The 14368-nt window shown below is 70.8% G+C and carries 18 protein-coding genes; 15 read left to right on the top strand and 3 right to left on the bottom strand.

Annotation, left to right across the window (positions count from 1 at the left end; all coding sequences use genetic code 11):
- From G3I40_RS38940 to G3I40_RS38915, 6 genes are all read left to right on the top strand, one after another.
- A partial coding sequence (locus tag G3I40_RS38940) for a hypothetical protein (protein WP_164559536.1) occupies nucleotides 1-580 on the top strand: 580 nt, incomplete at its 5' end.
- Nucleotides 577-1443: a hypothetical protein gene (locus G3I40_RS38935; protein ID WP_164559535.1), complete on the top strand. Its 867-nt coding sequence runs from the start codon at nucleotides 577-579 to the stop codon at nucleotides 1441-1443. The genes G3I40_RS38940 and G3I40_RS38935, both read left to right, overlap by 4 nt.
- Nucleotides 1440-2321, top strand: a complete 882-nt coding sequence (locus G3I40_RS38930) for a hypothetical protein (protein ID WP_239092196.1) — start codon at nucleotides 1440-1442, stop codon at nucleotides 2319-2321. The genes G3I40_RS38935 and G3I40_RS38930 overlap by 4 nt, the downstream gene beginning before the upstream one ends.
- 295 nt (nucleotides 2322-2616) lie before the next feature.
- On the top strand, nucleotides 2617-3189 hold the full coding sequence (locus G3I40_RS38925; RefSeq protein WP_164559534.1) for an FABP family protein: 573 nt from the start codon (nucleotides 2617-2619) through the stop codon (nucleotides 3187-3189).
- 16 nt (nucleotides 3190-3205) lie between these two features.
- Entirely contained in the window at nucleotides 3206-3652 is a 447-nt protein-coding gene (locus G3I40_RS38920) for a transcriptional repressor (RefSeq protein WP_164559533.1), read from the top strand.
- A 34-nt stretch (nucleotides 3653-3686) separates the two neighbouring features.
- Entirely contained in the window at nucleotides 3687-4667 is a 981-nt protein-coding gene (locus G3I40_RS38915; RefSeq protein ID WP_164559532.1) for a folate-binding protein YgfZ, read from the top strand.
- An 11-nt stretch (nucleotides 4668-4678) separates the two neighbouring features.
- Here the strand turns inward: G3I40_RS38915 and dtd are convergent, their stop codons facing one another.
- Nucleotides 4679-5104 carry a D-aminoacyl-tRNA deacylase gene (dtd, locus tag G3I40_RS38910; RefSeq protein WP_164559531.1) on the bottom strand — a complete coding sequence of 142 codons (426 nt, stop codon included), beginning with the start codon at nucleotides 5102-5104 and terminating at the stop codon, nucleotides 4679-4681.
- 177 nt (nucleotides 5105-5281) lie between these two features.
- On the opposite strand from dtd, the gene G3I40_RS38905 reads away from it, so the two are divergent.
- Both G3I40_RS38905 and G3I40_RS38900 read left to right on the top strand, forming a co-directional pair.
- A complete protein-coding gene (locus G3I40_RS38905; protein WP_164559530.1) occupies nucleotides 5282-5896 on the top strand; it encodes an ABC transporter substrate-binding protein in 615 nt (204 codons plus the stop codon).
- 70 nt (nucleotides 5897-5966) lie between these two features.
- Nucleotides 5967-7250 carry a GNAT family N-acetyltransferase gene (locus G3I40_RS38900; protein WP_164559529.1) on the top strand — a complete coding sequence of 428 codons (1284 nt, stop codon included), beginning with the start codon at nucleotides 5967-5969 and terminating at the stop codon, nucleotides 7248-7250.
- A 64-nt stretch (nucleotides 7251-7314) separates the two neighbouring features.
- Here the strand turns inward: G3I40_RS38900 and G3I40_RS38895 are convergent, their stop codons facing one another.
- On the bottom strand, nucleotides 7315-7500 hold the full coding sequence (locus G3I40_RS38895) for a hypothetical protein (protein ID WP_164559528.1): 186 nt from the start codon (nucleotides 7498-7500) through the stop codon (nucleotides 7315-7317).
- Between the two features lie 210 nt (nucleotides 7501-7710).
- Between G3I40_RS38895 and G3I40_RS38890 the strand changes: the two genes are divergently transcribed.
- Complete coding sequence (locus tag G3I40_RS38890) at nucleotides 7711-8652, top strand: winged helix-turn-helix domain-containing protein (protein WP_164559527.1); 942 nt, start codon at nucleotides 7711-7713, stop codon at nucleotides 8650-8652.
- 18 nt (nucleotides 8653-8670) lie between these two features.
- On the opposite strand, the gene G3I40_RS38885 is transcribed toward G3I40_RS38890, so the two are convergent.
- Complete coding sequence (locus tag G3I40_RS38885) at nucleotides 8671-8862, bottom strand: hypothetical protein (protein WP_164559526.1); 192 nt, start codon at nucleotides 8860-8862, stop codon at nucleotides 8671-8673.
- 201 nt (nucleotides 8863-9063) lie between these two features.
- Between G3I40_RS38885 and G3I40_RS38880 the strand changes: the two genes are divergently transcribed.
- From G3I40_RS38880 to G3I40_RS38855, 6 genes are all read left to right on the top strand, one after another.
- On the top strand, nucleotides 9064-9960 hold the full coding sequence (locus G3I40_RS38880; protein ID WP_164559525.1) for a winged helix-turn-helix domain-containing protein: 897 nt from the start codon (nucleotides 9064-9066) through the stop codon (nucleotides 9958-9960).
- A gap of 32 nt (nucleotides 9961-9992) precedes the next feature.
- Nucleotides 9993-10718 (top strand): HAD family hydrolase, encoded by a 726-nt coding sequence (locus tag G3I40_RS38875; RefSeq protein ID WP_343245158.1) that lies wholly within the window; start codon nucleotides 9993-9995, stop codon nucleotides 10716-10718.
- Nucleotides 10719-10816: 98 nt separating this feature from the next.
- Nucleotides 10817-11692 carry a winged helix-turn-helix domain-containing protein gene (locus G3I40_RS38870; RefSeq protein WP_164559523.1) on the top strand — a complete coding sequence of 292 codons (876 nt, stop codon included), beginning with the start codon at nucleotides 10817-10819 and terminating at the stop codon, nucleotides 11690-11692.
- 101 nt (nucleotides 11693-11793) lie between these two features.
- Nucleotides 11794-12939, top strand: coding sequence for an aminoglycoside phosphotransferase family protein (locus G3I40_RS38865; RefSeq protein WP_164559522.1), 1146 nt, complete (start codon nucleotides 11794-11796; stop codon nucleotides 12937-12939).
- A gap of 44 nt (nucleotides 12940-12983) precedes the next feature.
- Nucleotides 12984-14039: a phosphotransferase gene (locus G3I40_RS38860; protein WP_164559521.1), complete on the top strand. Its 1056-nt coding sequence runs from the start codon at nucleotides 12984-12986 to the stop codon at nucleotides 14037-14039.
- Nucleotides 14036-14368 (top strand): TetR/AcrR family transcriptional regulator (locus G3I40_RS38855; protein ID WP_164559520.1); only part of this gene is annotated, 333 nt, incomplete at its 3' end. The genes G3I40_RS38860 and G3I40_RS38855, both read left to right, overlap by 4 nt.

Genomic DNA, 14368 nt, shown 5'->3' with positions numbered 1-14368 from the left:
GTCGCTGTCCCAGCCGGCGCTGAAGCAGGCCAAGGGCACGCCGCAGCCGCTGTCCGCCACGCGGGACCGCGCCGTGCGCACCGAGGGGGACCTGCGCCGGCTGCTGGTGCCGGCACCGCGGGGCGCCCGCGACAAGTCCGGGGGCAGGGGTGCCGACGCCTGGATGGACGCGGCGGAGGTCGCCTCGACGTACGAGCGGCCGGAACGGGCCTTCTCCGGTCTGCTGGAGGCCGGCTTCCGGCGCGCGGCGGACGTGCAGTGGACCGAAGGCGCCCTGGACGTCGACATCCGGCTCACGCAGTACCGCGACCTGGAGAGCACCGCCGCCCAGGAGGCCGCGACCTCGCAACAGAACTTCGTGGAGCAAGGCTTCGGCGAGGCGCTGCCCGACTACATCCCCGGGTCCGGGCTCGGTGCCGTCTACGTCGGGAGCCGGGTGGACGCCGAGAGCGGACGCTACGAGGGCGAGGCCGTCGCGAGCCGGGGCGATCTGGTGATGGACATCTGGTTCAGCAGCGACCGGCCGATCAACAAGAAGCGGGCCGTGGAGCTGGCCCGCGCACAGTGGGGGCGGATGTGAGCGAGACCCAGCACCAGCCCGGCGACGCGGAGCCGGAGCAGGCGGCACCGGGCCAGGATCCGGCCACCGCACCGGCCGCCGCACCGGCGCCCGTGGCGCGACGGTCACGGCGGCGCCTGATCGTGGGCCTCGCCGTGACCGCGCTCGTCCTGGGCGCCGCCGGCACCGGCATCGGTGTCACGGCGTCGCGAGTGGCGACCGCCGACCGGGACCCGGGCGAGCCGCGCTGGCAGTTCCCCTCGCGCGGCCACGACGCGGCCGACACGGCGGGACACCGGGGTGTCGGCTCGTCCCTGCTGCCCATCCCGGCCGGCTACGAGGAGGGGCCCGACATGGACGAGTTCGGCAGCGACAAGGAGTTCACCGGGCGGGAGGCCACCGCCCTGCGCAAGAAGGCGCTGCGCTTCCTGCCGCTGACCGAGCGCCGGGCCATGGAGAAGGAGCTCGACCGGCAGCGGATCAGCAGCATGGCCATGCGCTCGTACGCCTCCCAGGACATGGCCGGAGGCGGCATCGTCGTCACGATGTCCCTCTCCCGGATGCAGGGCAGCGGCACGGCCCGCGCCATCTCCCGCTCGCAGTCGTCCGCGATCGGTGCGATCGGCATCGTCCGCAAGGGCCCCGTGATCAAGGGGTACAAGGACGCGCACTGCTACCTGCCGCCCGATGACAGCGAGGAGAAACTGGAGGCGATGTTCTGCTCCGCCTACCGGGGTGACGTCCTGGTGACGTTCTCGGCGTACGGGACCAAGAAGAATCCCTACAGCAAGATGGACGGGCAGGGCCTCGTGGCCTCCGGCGAACCGGCCGAGCTGCTCCGTGCCCAGCTGGACCGGCTCGGCCAGGTGGGGGAGTCGGTATGAGCGAGGACCAGACCATGACGCCGGTGCAGGACACCCCGGCCGCCCCGGACCCGGCCTTTTCGGACCCGGCCGCACGGGAGCCGGTCGGAACGGAACCGGCCGCTGCACCCCGCCCGCCCCGCCCGCGTCGCGGTCTGCGCGCCGCACTGCGCTGGACGGCAGCGGTGGTCGTGTTCGCCGCCGTGGCGGGCGGCACCGCCTACGGCCTCACCGAGCAGAAGCGGTCCGACCTGCCCGGCCTCGCGACCGAGTCCGACGGCCGCTGGGACTATCCGGTGCTCGAACGGCCCGCCCTGCCCAAGGACGCCCCGCGCCCCTTCGACCAGCGCAACCCCGCTCAGGCGCACTACGCGGACCCGCGCGCCCTGGTGCTGCCCGCGCCCGCCGGGGCCCGCCCCGACCCGGGGCTGCGCACCGACGGCGGCTGGATGAGTACCAAGTCGTTCCTCGCCCAGTTCGAGGCCGACGAGCGCGAGGACCTGAGCACCGATCTGAACGACGCGGGTCTGCGCCACATCACCGGCCGCGCCTGGACGATGCCGGACGGCACCCGCACCCGGATCTTCCTGCTCCACTTCGGTACGGGAGCCCAGGCCACCGCGGTCGCCGACGACCTGGCGGACGGGACAAGCCCGCAGCGCTACCTGCGGGGGGCACAGAGCGCCGAGTACGACGAGTACTTCCCGGAGGACGCGCACGGCGCGGACGTCACGGTGTACCCGTTCGACGAGCCGAGCCCGCACGGGGCCGCCCACGTACGGCAGGCGTATCTCGTGGCCGGGGACATGGTCGGTCTGGTGATCCAGGCGCGGAAGGGGACCGCCCCGGCGGTGCCCTTCCAGCAGACCGTCGCCCTGCAGAGCGAACTGCTCGGCTGACCGCGACCGCCTGATGCCGATTGCTTGACGCCGAGCCCGCCCGACCTCGACCGGCGGACCTCGCCGAGAGCCCCGGGCCCCACCCGACTAGAGTGGGGCCCGGCTCTGTAACCGCATCGATCCGCCAGTACCGCTCACCGAGGAGCACCCGTGCTTGAGGCCTTCTTCTCCGCTCTCCTTGTCCTGGTCTGCGTCGGCGTTCTCGCCTTCGCCGGTCTGACCGTGAAGAAGCTGTACCAGGGCCAGCGCTGACACCTGCCGCACCCGCCGCCCCCGTCGAGGAAATCCCCAGATCATGATCCAGATCCCGTCCGACCTGCACCCCGACCTGGTCCCGCTCGCGTTCCTCCTGGGTGACTGGGCAGGCGCAGGCGTCACCGACTTCCCCGGCGCCGAGAAGGCCAACTTCGGCCAGGAGGTCTCCTTCACCCACGACGGGCGGGACTTCCTGGAGTACCACTCGCACAGCTGGGTCCTCGACAGCGAGGGCAACAAGGTCAAGCCGCTGGAGTCGGAGTCGGGCTTCTGGCGCGTCGGCAAGGACCGCAAGGTCGAGGTCGTCATGGTCCGCGACGACGGCGTCGTCGAGGTCTGGTACGGCGAGCTGGCCGACAAGAAGCCGCAGATCGACCTGGCGACGGACGCCGTGGCCCGCACCGCCGCCTCCGGCCCGTACAGCGGCGGCAAGCGGCTCTACGGCTACGTGAAGAGCGACCTCATGTGGGTCGGCGAGAAGCAGACCCCCGAGGTTCCGCTGCGCCCCTACATGTCGGCCCAGCTCAAGAAGGTCGTCTCCCCGGACGAGGTCGCCGAGATGGCCCGCAACCTCCCGGACATGCCCGACGACGGCATCGCCTTCTTCAAGTAGTCCTAGACTCGGTGGCGTGGTGAGCACCGAAGGCATCGACTGGAAGAGCGATCTGCGGCAGCGCGGCTACCGGCTGACGCCGCAGCGACAGCTTGTCCTGGAAGCCGTGGACACCCTGGAGCACGCGAGCCCCGACGACATCCTGTGCGAAGTGCGCAAGACGGCGTCGGGGGTCAACATCTCGACGGTGTACCGGACCCTCGAGCTCCTGGAGGAGCTCGGGCTGGTCTCGCACGCGCACCTGGGCCACGGGGCGCCGACCTACCACCTCGCCGACCGGCACCACCACATCCACATGGTGTGCCGGGACTGCACCAACGTGATCGAGGCCGACGTCGGCGTCGCCGAGGAGTTCACCGCCAAGCTGCGCGCGGAGTTCGGCTTCGACACCGACCTCAAACACTTCGCGATCTTCGGCCGGTGCGAGAACTGCACCCGTGATCAGGAATCCGCGAAGGAATAAGCGCGTCCGCCCGCTCGTCGTAGTGTGAGTGAACATGCAGCGACATTCACCGAGCAGCCCCCTGCTGACCCTGCCCGGCGCCGTCCCCGGTGAGGGCGTGGACGAAGGCGTCGCCGCCCACTACGGCGACCTGTTCCGCGAGCAGCGCTCCCTCGCCGACGGCGCGGGCGTCGTCGACCTCTCGCACCGCGGCGTCCTCACCGTCACCGGCGACGACCGGCTGAGCTGGCTGCACCTGCTGCTCACCCAGCACGTCACCGACCTGCCGCCGGGGCAGGCGACCGAGGCGCTGATCCTCTCCGCCAACGGCCACATCGAGCACGCCCTGTACCTCGTCGACGACGGCACGACGACGTGGATGCACGTGGAGCCCGGTACGCAGGAGGCCCTCCTCGCGTACCTGGAGTCGATGAAGTTCTTCTACCGCGTCGAGGTCGCCGACCGCACCGACGAGTCGGCCGTCGTGCACCTGCCCGCCGGATCCATCGCGCCCGTGCCGGACGGGGTGGCGGTACGCGAGACCCCGTACGGGCGCGACCTGTTCCTGCCCCGCGGCGACCTGGAGTCGTACGTGGCGCAGAACGGGCCGGCGGTCGGGCTGCTCGCCTACGAGGCGCTGCGCGTCGAGCAGCACCGGCCGCGGCTCGGCCTGGAGACCGACCACCGCACCATCCCGCACGAACTGGGCTGGATCGGCTCGGCCGTTCACCTGCAGAAGGGCTGCTACCGCGGCCAGGAGACGGTCGCGCGCGTACAGAACCTCGGCAAGCCGCCGCGGCGGCTGGTCTTCCTGCACCTGGACGGCAGCGAGGTGCACCTGCCGCCGCACGGCGCGGACGTACGGCTCGCGGCCGACGGTCCCGAAGGCCGCAGGATCGGCTTCGTGACGACGTCCGTACGCCACCACGAGCTCGGCCCGATCGCGCTCGCGCTGGTGAAGCGGAACGTGCCCCTCGACGCGGAGCTCATGGCCGAGGAGACCGCGGCGGCGCAGGAAGTCGTCGTCGAGCCGTAGCGCTCACGGGCTCACATCTCCAGCAGGACCGTGAACGGGCCGTCGTTCGTCAGGGACACCCGCATCTGTGCCCCGAACCGGCCCGTCGCCACGGTCGCGCCGAGCGCCCGCAGCTGTGCCACCACCTCGTCGACCAGCGGCTCGGCGACCTCGCCGGGAGCCGCCGCGTTCCACGTGGGGCGGCGGCCCTTGCGGGCATCTCCGTAGAGCGTGAACTGGCTGATCACCAGCAGCGGCGCGTCGATGTCGCTGCACGACTTCTCGTCGGCGAGCATCCGGATTGACCAGAGTTTGCGGGCCAGTTGGGCCGCTTTCTCCTTGGTGTCCTCGTGCGTGACCCCGACCAGGACGCACAGGCCCTCGCCCTTGATCTCGCCGACCACTTCTTCTTCCACGACGACGCTCGCGCCGTCGACCCTCTGTACTACTGCGCGCATACGGCCATCATGCCGTCCCGCCGGGTGTACCCCCGAACCCCCCATCCGGGGCGGATATGGGGTACTCGCGCACAGAGCGGGCACAAGGAGTGGCACCATGCTGACACGCGGTGCGCCGGAGGTGCGCGGCGTCAGTCCGGTCGAGGGGACGGTAAGCAGACCATGGATGCTCATGCCATGAGCCACACATCGAGTACGGGGGGTACGGGGCTGCCCGGGGACCCTGTCTCCCTGACGCACAGCGGGCGGGGCACCCCGCTGGCGCGGCCGCCCGTGCAGCGCACCGACAGCCCGGAGCTGCCGGCCGTTCCCGAGCACGACTTGTCGGATCTGCGCCTGCCAGAGCTGCGCCGGGTGCGCCGCGACTCCCAGCAGGACGAGGCGGACCTGAGCTACGTACGGCGGCTGCTGCAGGGCCGGATCGACATCCTGCGGGCCGAGCTGGCCCGGCGCCGCGATCCCGAGTCGCCGGTCGTGGACCGGCTCTCGGAGATCCTGCGGGACCAGCCGACCCGGTACCGGTCCTCCGCCCGGCACGTCACGCTCGGCACCCCGCACAGCGAGGAGTTCCGGCGGCTGGCCGCCGAGATGCTCTCCGAGGTCGAGCTCTCCGACCTGGACGCCCGCACGGACGACGAGCTGCACACGGCGATGGGCCGCCTCGTCCGCTACGAGCAGCAGGTCTCCCGGCGCCGGCAGCAGTTGCAGCGCACGGCGGACGAGTGCAGCGCGGAGATCGCGCGCCGCTACCGGGACGGCGAGGCGCAGGTCGACGACCTGCTGGGCGGCTGACGGCCCGGCGGCGGGGCGCCCGGGGGGAAACCCGCGCGACAACCCCCGGCGTGCCGCCTAGCGTGAGCCCATGACCACCCGCACCGAAGGCACCGCCGCCGACATCGACGTACGGCCCCTCACCGAGGACGAACTGCCCGAGTGGTGCCGTGCCCTGAACACCGGATTCCTGCGCTCCCCGACCGTGTCCCCGGAGTCGGTCGCCAGGCGCCGCGCCTACGTGGACCTCGCCCGGACCCGCGCCGCCTTCGCCCCGGCGGGCGGCGGCACGCGGCAGGTCGCCACCTTCCGGTCGTTCGCGCAGGAGATGAGCGTCCCCGGCGGGGCCTCGGTCCCCACCGACGCGATCACGAACGTCACCGTCAGTTCCACCCACCGTCGCCGCGGCCTGCTCAGCCGCATGATGGCCGACGACCTCGCCGAGGCGAAGGCGCGCGGTGACGTCGCGGCGACGCTGATCGCCGCCGAGTACCGGATCTACGGGCGGTACGGGTTCGGGCCCGGGTCCACCACCACGCACTGGGAGATCGACGTGGCGCGGGCCGGTCTCGATCCGCGCTGGTCGGGTCCGGACGACGGCGGCCGGATCGATCTCGCGGACGCCGAGGAGATCCGCAAGATCGGGCCCGAGCTGCACGAGCGGCTGCGTGCGCGGGCCGCGGGTGCGGTGACCCGGGACGCCTACTGGTGGGAGTACCACACCGGCCTGTGGCCGACGCCCGAGGACCCGTGGAAGGACCCGTTCCACGCCGTGTACCGCAATGCGCGCGGCGAGGTCGACGGGCTCGTCACGTACCGGTGCGACGACCACTGGAACGACGCCAAGATGCCGGGCAACACCGCGACCGTGCTGCGTCTGGCCGGCGTCACCCCGGCCGCCGAGCGCGCGCTGTGGCACCACGTCTGCTCGGTCGACTGGGTCACGGCCGTCAAGAGCGGCGGGCGCGCCCCCGACGACCTGCTCCCGTACTACCTGCCCGACCCGCGGGCCGCCCGCATCGTGACGCAGGCCGACTTCCTGTGGGTGCGGATCCTGGATGTCGTACGGGCCCTGGAGGCCAGGTCCTACGGGGCGAGCGGGGAGCTCGTCCTGGAGGTGCGCGACCGGGCCGGGCTCGCGGGAGGCCGGTTCGAGCTGACGGCGGCTCCCGACGGCGCGACCTGTGTGCCGAGCACCGCGTCCCCCCAACTCACCCTCGACATCAGCGAGTTGGGATCTCTGTGGCTGGGCGAGGAGTCCGCGGTGCGGCTCGCCGCCCTGGGCCGGTTGGTGGAGGAGGAGGCGGGCGCCGCCACCGTTGCCGACGCCCTGCTGCGTACGCCGCGGCGGCCGTGGTGCCCCGACGTGTTCTGAGACGGGCCGCGCGGGTCGTTCGAGACCGACCGGGCTCCCGGCTCCCCTCCGGAAGGGAGCCCGGTCAGCCGCTCTGGGCCAGCAGCATGACGAGGATGACGGCCCCGATGCCGCTGATCATGGTGTTCTTGGCCTTGAGGCCGATGGAGAGCGCGACGAACGCGATGATGCCCAGCGGACCGTACTTCCACTGGATGAGCTGCTCGAATCCGATGGCGAGGGCAGCGATGAGGATGGCGAAGACCGGCATGGGGACTTACCTCCTTCAGGTCTGAGTGGTGACCAACTCCCGCGATATCGCGGTGACATAGACCAACCCTTGTGGTCGACGCCAACCCCCGAGGTTGTCCGACCATATCGCTCAAGTTGGTCACCAACTCACTGATACTTATCTCCGCTTCAGGGCGACTCATAACCACCTTCTTCTCAACTCCCTAAAGATGGCGGGAAGTTGTAGTGTTTGGTTGTGAGTGCGGAGCATGCCGCCGTCGAGGGACGGCCAGAGCCGCAGCGGACGCAGTGGACGTACCGCGAGCTGGCCGATGAACTGCGCGCCCGGATCCGGTCCGGGCAACTACGTCCCGGCCAACGCATGCCTACCCAGGCGCAGTTGGCGGACGAATTCAGGGTGGAGCGGTCCGCCGTACGCCAGGCGCTGCGCATCCTGCAGTCCGAGCAACTGCTGGCCAACGTCTCGAAGGGCAGCCCGGCCACCGTCGCGGAGGATCCGCGGCCCGCGTCCAGCGGGCCCGGCGCACTGCCGCAGCCGACGATGGTGACCCTGTCCCAGAAGGTCGCGGCCGCCTTCCGGCAGCAGGACGTGGAGATCGACGCCCTGTGCCTGACGTCGGTCTCGCTGACCCTCGCGATGGGCGAGCCACTGCGCCTCATCCACGCGGGCCGCATGAAACCGGCCAAGGTCCGGGTGCGGGTACTGCTGCCCAGCCGGGACATCGACCTCGCCTTCCCCCGGCCGGCCGAGTCGACCCTGGAGACGGACGCGGGGAAGGCGGGCGGGGTGGTGGGCGGCCCGGTGCAGCGCAACTGGCTCGCGCAGCGCAACGCGCAGGGCCAGGTGCTGCGGCACAACCTGCTGGCCCTGCGCGCCACGCACGGCATCGACGTACACGTCGAGTTCCGGGCGCTGCCGTTCACTCCGCCGGTCAAGCTGTACCTGCTCAACAACACGGAGGCGCTGTTCGCGTACTACACGCTGAGCCTGCGCGGCGAGCAGATCGACCACGAGCGGGTGGACGTGTACGACGCGCAGGGGCTGCGGCAGATGCTGTTCGCGTTCGAACAGGGGGCGGGACTGCGGGACACGACGTTCGTCGAGCAGTCCCACCTGTGGTTCAACAGCCTCTGGAACACCATCAGTTCAGATCTGACGCTCAGTTCCTAGGCAGAGTGGGTAGATCTCTCAGTGGAGCGCGGGGCCGGCCACCATGATCGCGAGCAGAACGCCGCCGATGGAGCTGCACGTGGCGTTCCGGGCCTTGACGCCAATGGTCAGCAGAAGCAGACCTGCGATGCCGGCCGGTCCGTAGTGCCACTGGACGAGCTGCTCAAAGGTGATCACGAACACCGCGGAGAGGAGGCTCAGGAAAGGCATGTCGTTTCCTCCTTCTTCGGCTGCGGCTGGTGCTGGTTGGTCTGCTGGCCCACCATCCTCGGTGCACTTGGCACCAAGTGGGCGACCAACTCCACTATGGTTGTCCCCACTTGGTCGTGAAGCTAAAACAAGTAACCAACAACTCCCGCCAAGTCGCGGGAAGTTGTAGCGTTTGGTCGTGACCCAGGAGGCGTGGCAGACATGGCGGACACCGCGGACGCGACACTGAACGGCAGCAGAAGGCTCACGCCTCAGGAGATCGCCGACGACCTGCGGGAGCGGATCCGGGAGGGCCGGCTGAAGGCGGGCGACCAACTTCCCACCCAGGCCACCCTCGCCGAGGAGTTCGGCGTGGAGCGCGGCACCGTGCGCCAGGCGCTGCAACTCCTGCAGACCGCGGGCTTGTTGAGCAACCGCAGCAAGGGCGCCCCGCCACGCATCGCCCCGTCCACCCCGGCCCGCGACGAACCGCAGCCCACGATGGTCGCCCTCGCCCCGCGCCTGGTGGAGGCGTTCGCCTCGCCCAAGGTGCGCATCGACGCGGTCTGCATGACCTCCGAGACCCTGATGCTGGCCCTGGGCGAGCCGCTGCGCCTGATCCACGAGGGCCGGATGCGCCCCGAGTCCATCGACGTACGCATCCTGCTGCCCAGCCGCGACATCGACCTAGCCTTCCCGGTCGCGGTGCCCGACGACACCGACGGCTCGGACCGCGCCGACGACGCGGCGGTCCACCAGCGCTGGCTCGACACCCGCAACGCCCAGGGCCAGGTCCTGCGGCACAACCTCCGCTCCCTGCGCTCCTCCCACGGCATCGACGTCCAGGTCACCTTCCGCGCCCTGCCGTTCACCCCGCCGGTCAAGCTCTACCTGCTCAACGACGCGGAGGCGCTCCTGTCGTACTACATGGTCACGCGCCGCGAGGAGGAGATCGACAGCGGCACCAAGCTGGAGATGTACTCGGCCACGGGCACCCAGGCCCTCCTGTTCTCCTTCGAGAAGCGCGCGGGCCACCGGGACCGCGCGTTCGTGGAGGAGTCGCAGAAGTGGTTCACCGCCCTCTGGGAAACCATCACGTCCGACCTGACACTCTCCTAGTGACTTCTGATGCGACGAAGAAGACTGTTCCGGTGGCTGATGAGACGGGATCGCGCCGGGAACTGAGCGGGTTGGTGGGGTTGGTCAAGGGTGCGAAGTTCGTGCTCTGGGACTTTGACGGGCCTATCTGTCGGTTGTTCGTGGGGGATTCGGCCAAGGAGGTCGCGCGGCGGCAGGAGGTGTGGCTGGAGTCGCACGGACGCGGCGACGTGCTGACCGCGGAGGACCGCCGCGCGGGCGACCCGCACGCCGCGCTCATCCGGCTCGCGTCGCGGCAGCCGGGCAGTGACCTCGTGGTGGAGCTGGAGAAGCGCCTGGCCCGGGAGGAGCTGGCCGCCCTCCCCACGGCCTTGCCGACGTCGTGGGTGGATCCGCTCATCCAGACCTGGCGCGCCGTCGGCACGCGCCATGCCGTGACGACCAACAACTCCGCGGACCCGGTGCGCCTCTACCTCGAAGGACGTGGCCTCGCCGACTGCTTCGAGCGGCACATCTACGGCCGCACCTCGGACCTGGGCCTGCTGAAACCTCACCCGTACTGCCTCAACCGGGCACTGACCGCCATGGGGGCGGCCCCGGAGGACGCCCTGATGATCGGCGACGCGGTCACGGACTACGAGGCGGCGCAGGCGGCCGGCGTCGCGTTCCTGGGCTTCGCGCGCAATGAGCGCAAGGAGGCGCTGCTGAGGGAGGCGGGGGCGGTGCATGTGGTCCACGACCTGAGCTTGCTGCTGAAGATTCTGCGCGGGCGCTCCTGACCTGCGTCTCTCCCCTCGATCCGACAAGTAGGGAGGAGTTGGCAGCCAACTGACGTAGAGTTGAGGGCACTTGGCACGGCGGGAGGGGTGCAGTCGAGGTGACCGACAACAACAGTCCCGCTCCCGGGGCCACCTCCCGTTCCATCGCCGACGACCTGCGGGAACGGATCCGGGCGGGCGTCCTGCAGCCGGGGGTCAGGCTGCCCACACAGGCCGTGCTCGCCCAGGAGTTCGGGGTGGAGCGCGGCACCGTGCGTCAGGCGCTGCAACAGCTGAAGAACGACGGGCTGTTGGCCAACCTGAGCAAGGGGAGTCCGCCGACGGTGGCCGAGGACGCCGCGCCGCCGCCGCAGGCCTCGCAGTCGGCGCGGAGCATTCTGGGGCCGCACCTCGTGACCGCCTTCGGCGAGCAGGACGTCCGCCTGGACGTGGTGAGCCTGACCGCGGAGACGCTGGTGCTGTCCCTGGGGCAGCCGTTGAGCGAGGTCTACGAGCGTCGGCTCACGCCCCGGTCCGTGTACGTGCGCGTCATGCTGCCGCGCGCCGACGAGCGTCTCGACTACCCCTCCCCGGAGAAGGGCTGGGGCCACGACGAGGAGCTCGACGACGCGATCGACCAGCGCAACCAGCTCCAGGGCAGGTCGCACCGCTTCATCCTGCAGCAGGTGCTCGGCAAGCTGCGCAAGGACGCGGGCATCGACGTACGGGTGGAGTTCCGGACCCTGCGCGGCACCCCCGTGCGGAAGGTGTACCTGCTGAACCGGAAGGAACTGCTCATGGGGCACTACGTCCCCGGCCGGTACGAGCGGGACGTGGAGGGCTTCCGGGATCCGGTGTGTCTGCGGGACGTGGAAGGCGCGGAGACCAAGATGTTCGTCTTCGGGGAGGACGGCGGGCAGGGGCAGGCCCTGATGGACGCCGAACAGCTGACGTTCGACCGTGTCTGGGACTTCGTCGCCCAGCCCCTGGACTGAACCGGGCGCCAACCGGACCCGAACCGACGGCATGCGGCACGGGCGTCCCAGATACTGACACGCGCTGAGACCAGGCGTCCCGCACGCTACTCTGTGCGCTCATGTCGTCACCTCTGCCCCGCAGAGCGCATCAGGCGCTGGTCCGCAAGCTCGCGGAGACACGGCGGCGCGCCCCCGGAGGGGATGTCTTCACGGGGCACCACAACACGAACGTGATCCTGCCGCTGGGGCTTCCGCTGGCCCTGCTCCTCGGCGTCGGGGTCAAGGTCTTCGGTGTCCGGGGAAAGTTCCGCACCCCCGTGGAGACGGTGGAGGTGGTGCCGCGTCTGTGGCGCCGTGAATCCGAGGTGCTGCGGGCGGTGAGTCGCAGTCTCGCCCAGGTCCCGCGGTGCCTCGCCGACTTCGACGACTGGTCCCTGCACACCTATTTGGCGGGGGAACCGCTGTCGGGGGTTCTCGAGCCCGGGGAGCCCGTGGGCGAGGACCGGATGAGAGCGCTGGCCGACTTCTTCGCACGGGTCGCGTCCGTGCCGATCGACCGGCTGCCGGAGCTCCCCGAATCGTACTGGCCGGCGGAGGGGTGCAGTCGTCAGTTCCTGGGCTGGCTGGCCAAGTTCGCCGACGACAAGGTGCACCGCGTCAACGAGGAGCGCTTCGGGGAGCTCTTCCGCGAACTGGGCGTACCGGACGACGCGATCGGTCAGTTCATGGAGCACATCCCGGACGATGCCCTCACGGACCGCCCCTTCACCCTGCTGCACACCGATGTCCACCGGGGCAACGTGGTCGTCGCCAAAGCGCTCGGCGGGCGCGAGCAGCTGTGCGTGATCGACTGGGAGCTGGCGTTGTACGGCGACCCGCTGCACGACCTCGCGACGCATCTGGTCCGGATGAACTACGACGACGCCGAGCGCCGGCACATGACGGATCTCTGGGCCCGGGCGATGCGGGACGCGGGGCACGAGCGCATGACGTGCGGCATGGAGACCGACCTCTCCCACTATCTGGACTTCGAGTACGTGCAGTCGGTGTTCCCGGACGTGATGCGCGCGGCCCTGGCCCTGGGGCCCGCACCCGCGGACGGTGACTTCGCCGTGGCGGCGGGGCGGGTGCTCCGGGCCATGGAGCGGGCCTGGAAACCACTGCACCTCGACGGCAAGGGGCCGGACCCGGCGACAATCCTCAAGGCGTTGCGCGTCTGGCACGAGCGGGATCTGGCCGGACAACGGCCATGGTGTGACGCGTAGTTCACCGTTGCGGTGGCCCGTTGCTACGTTGATGCTGAGCTTTCATGCGGGTCTACTCGAACGGCAGGACGAGCGCGGCTTGGCGTTCGGCGGTGGAACTCTGCGGTGACGCCTCGGCGGTCGAGGGGCCGCTGACGGGCTCTCATCACGAGACCTACGTCTTTCCGCTGCGGGTCGGGCAGGGCGGACGCACCGTCCGCTGGAAGAGCCGGGCGGCCCGGGCCGGCCTGGTCCGCTTCGACCGCCGGTGTTTCGCCTCGGAGGCGGACGTCGTCCGCGCGGTGAGCCGGCGGGTGCGCCGCGTGCCCGAGTACATCGAGGTCGGCGGGGCGGGGCTGCAGCGTTTCATCGAGGGAGAGACCCTGGGCCGGCTGTGCCCTCCTGGGGATCCCGTACCGGACCACCTGGCGGGCCAGATCGTGGACGTGTTCCGTGAGCTGGTCTCGCTCCAGGGCGGCCCGGGCGACGGGGACACGGCCGCGTGCCTGGACGGCCTCGTGTCCTTCGTCGAGGAGCACGTCTACGAGGCCCATGCGGACGCGTTCGCGGGCCTGTTCCGCGCGTTCGGCATCGACCGGTACGTGTTCCGGCCGCTTCGGCGCAGTGCGGCCGCGCTGGGCGCACGCCCCTTCTGCCTGGTGCACGGGGACCTGCACCGGGAGAACCTGATCATCGACGCCCGGGGTGAACTGTGGGTCATCGACTGGGAGTTGGCGATGTTCGGCGACCCTCTGTACGACCTGGCGACCCATCTTCACCTGATGCGGTACCCGGAGACGCAGGAGCGCGAGGTGACCCGGCTGTGGTGCGCGGCGGTGGAGGAGGTCGCTCCCGGCAGCTCCGCGGGATGGCACCGGGACCTTCCGCTGCTGCTCGGCTTCAAGCGGGCGCAGTCGGTGTTCACCGACGTCATCAGGTGCGGGTTCGCGCTGCGCGCGGACGGGGTGCCCGACGCGGGCCGGCTGTGGCGCGCGGCGGTGGAGCTGCACGGGGTGCTGGCCAGGGGCGCTGTACCGCTGGGCCTGCCGGACGTCCCGGCCGTGCGGGAGGTCGCCGCCGCGCTCGCGGACTCCTGCCGCGGCTACCCTGCACAACCATGACCACCCCGCCCCCCGCCCCCGGCCTCCGCGAACGCAAGAAGCAGCGGACCCGTCAGACCCTCTCCGAGACCGCCATCAGGCTCTTCCTGGAGAAGGGGTACGACAAGGTGTCCGTGGCGGAGGTCGCCGCTGCGGCGGAGGTGTCGAAGCCGACGCTGTTCCGGTACTTCGCGGCCAAGGAGGACCTCGTCCTGCACACGTTCGCCGATCACGAGGACGAGGCCGCCCGGGTCGTCGCCGGCCGGGCGGACGGGGAGTCGGCGCTCGGCGCGCTGCGGCGCCACCACCTGGCCGGGCTCGAGCGGCGGGACCCGGTGACGGGGCTGTGC

The organism is Streptomyces sp. SID14478 (assembly GCF_010548525.1).
Lineage (GTDB): Bacteria > Actinomycetota > Actinomycetes > Streptomycetales > Streptomycetaceae > Streptomyces.
This window is presented reverse-complemented; position numbering and strand designations above follow the sequence as displayed.

What these genes read in the sequence shown, in the direction of transcription:
- G3I40_RS38925 (WP_164559534.1), top strand. Translation starts at nt 2,617, where the DNA reads ATGATCCAGATCCCGTCCGACCTGCACCCCGACCTGGTCCCGCTCGCG.
- G3I40_RS38865 (WP_164559522.1), top strand. Translation starts at nt 11,794, where the DNA reads ATGTCGTCACCTCTGCCCCGCAGAGCGCATCAGGCGCTGGTCCGCAAG.
- G3I40_RS38885 (WP_164559526.1), bottom strand. Translation starts at nt 8,862, where the DNA reads ATGCCTTTCCTGAGCCTCCTCTCCGCGGTGTTCGTGATCACCTTTGAG.
- G3I40_RS38905 (WP_164559530.1), top strand. Translation starts at nt 5,282, where the DNA reads ATGAGCCACACATCGAGTACGGGGGGTACGGGGCTGCCCGGGGACCCT.
- dtd (WP_164559531.1), bottom strand. Translation starts at nt 5,104, where the DNA reads ATGCGCGCAGTAGTACAGAGGGTCGACGGCGCGAGCGTCGTCGTGGAA.
- G3I40_RS38860 (WP_164559521.1), top strand. Translation starts at nt 12,984, where the DNA reads ATGCGGGTCTACTCGAACGGCAGGACGAGCGCGGCTTGGCGTTCGGCG.
- G3I40_RS38915 (WP_164559532.1), top strand. Translation starts at nt 3,687, where the DNA reads ATGCAGCGACATTCACCGAGCAGCCCCCTGCTGACCCTGCCCGGCGCC.
- G3I40_RS38880 (WP_164559525.1), top strand. Translation starts at nt 9,064, where the DNA reads ATGGCGGACACCGCGGACGCGACACTGAACGGCAGCAGAAGGCTCACG.
- G3I40_RS38930 (WP_239092196.1), top strand. Translation starts at nt 1,440, where the DNA reads ATGAGCGAGGACCAGACCATGACGCCGGTGCAGGACACCCCGGCCGCC.
- G3I40_RS38900 (WP_164559529.1), top strand. Translation starts at nt 5,967, where the DNA reads ATGACCACCCGCACCGAAGGCACCGCCGCCGACATCGACGTACGGCCC.
- G3I40_RS38895 (WP_164559528.1), bottom strand. Translation starts at nt 7,500, where the DNA reads ATGCCGGTCTTCGCCATCCTCATCGCTGCCCTCGCCATCGGATTCGAG.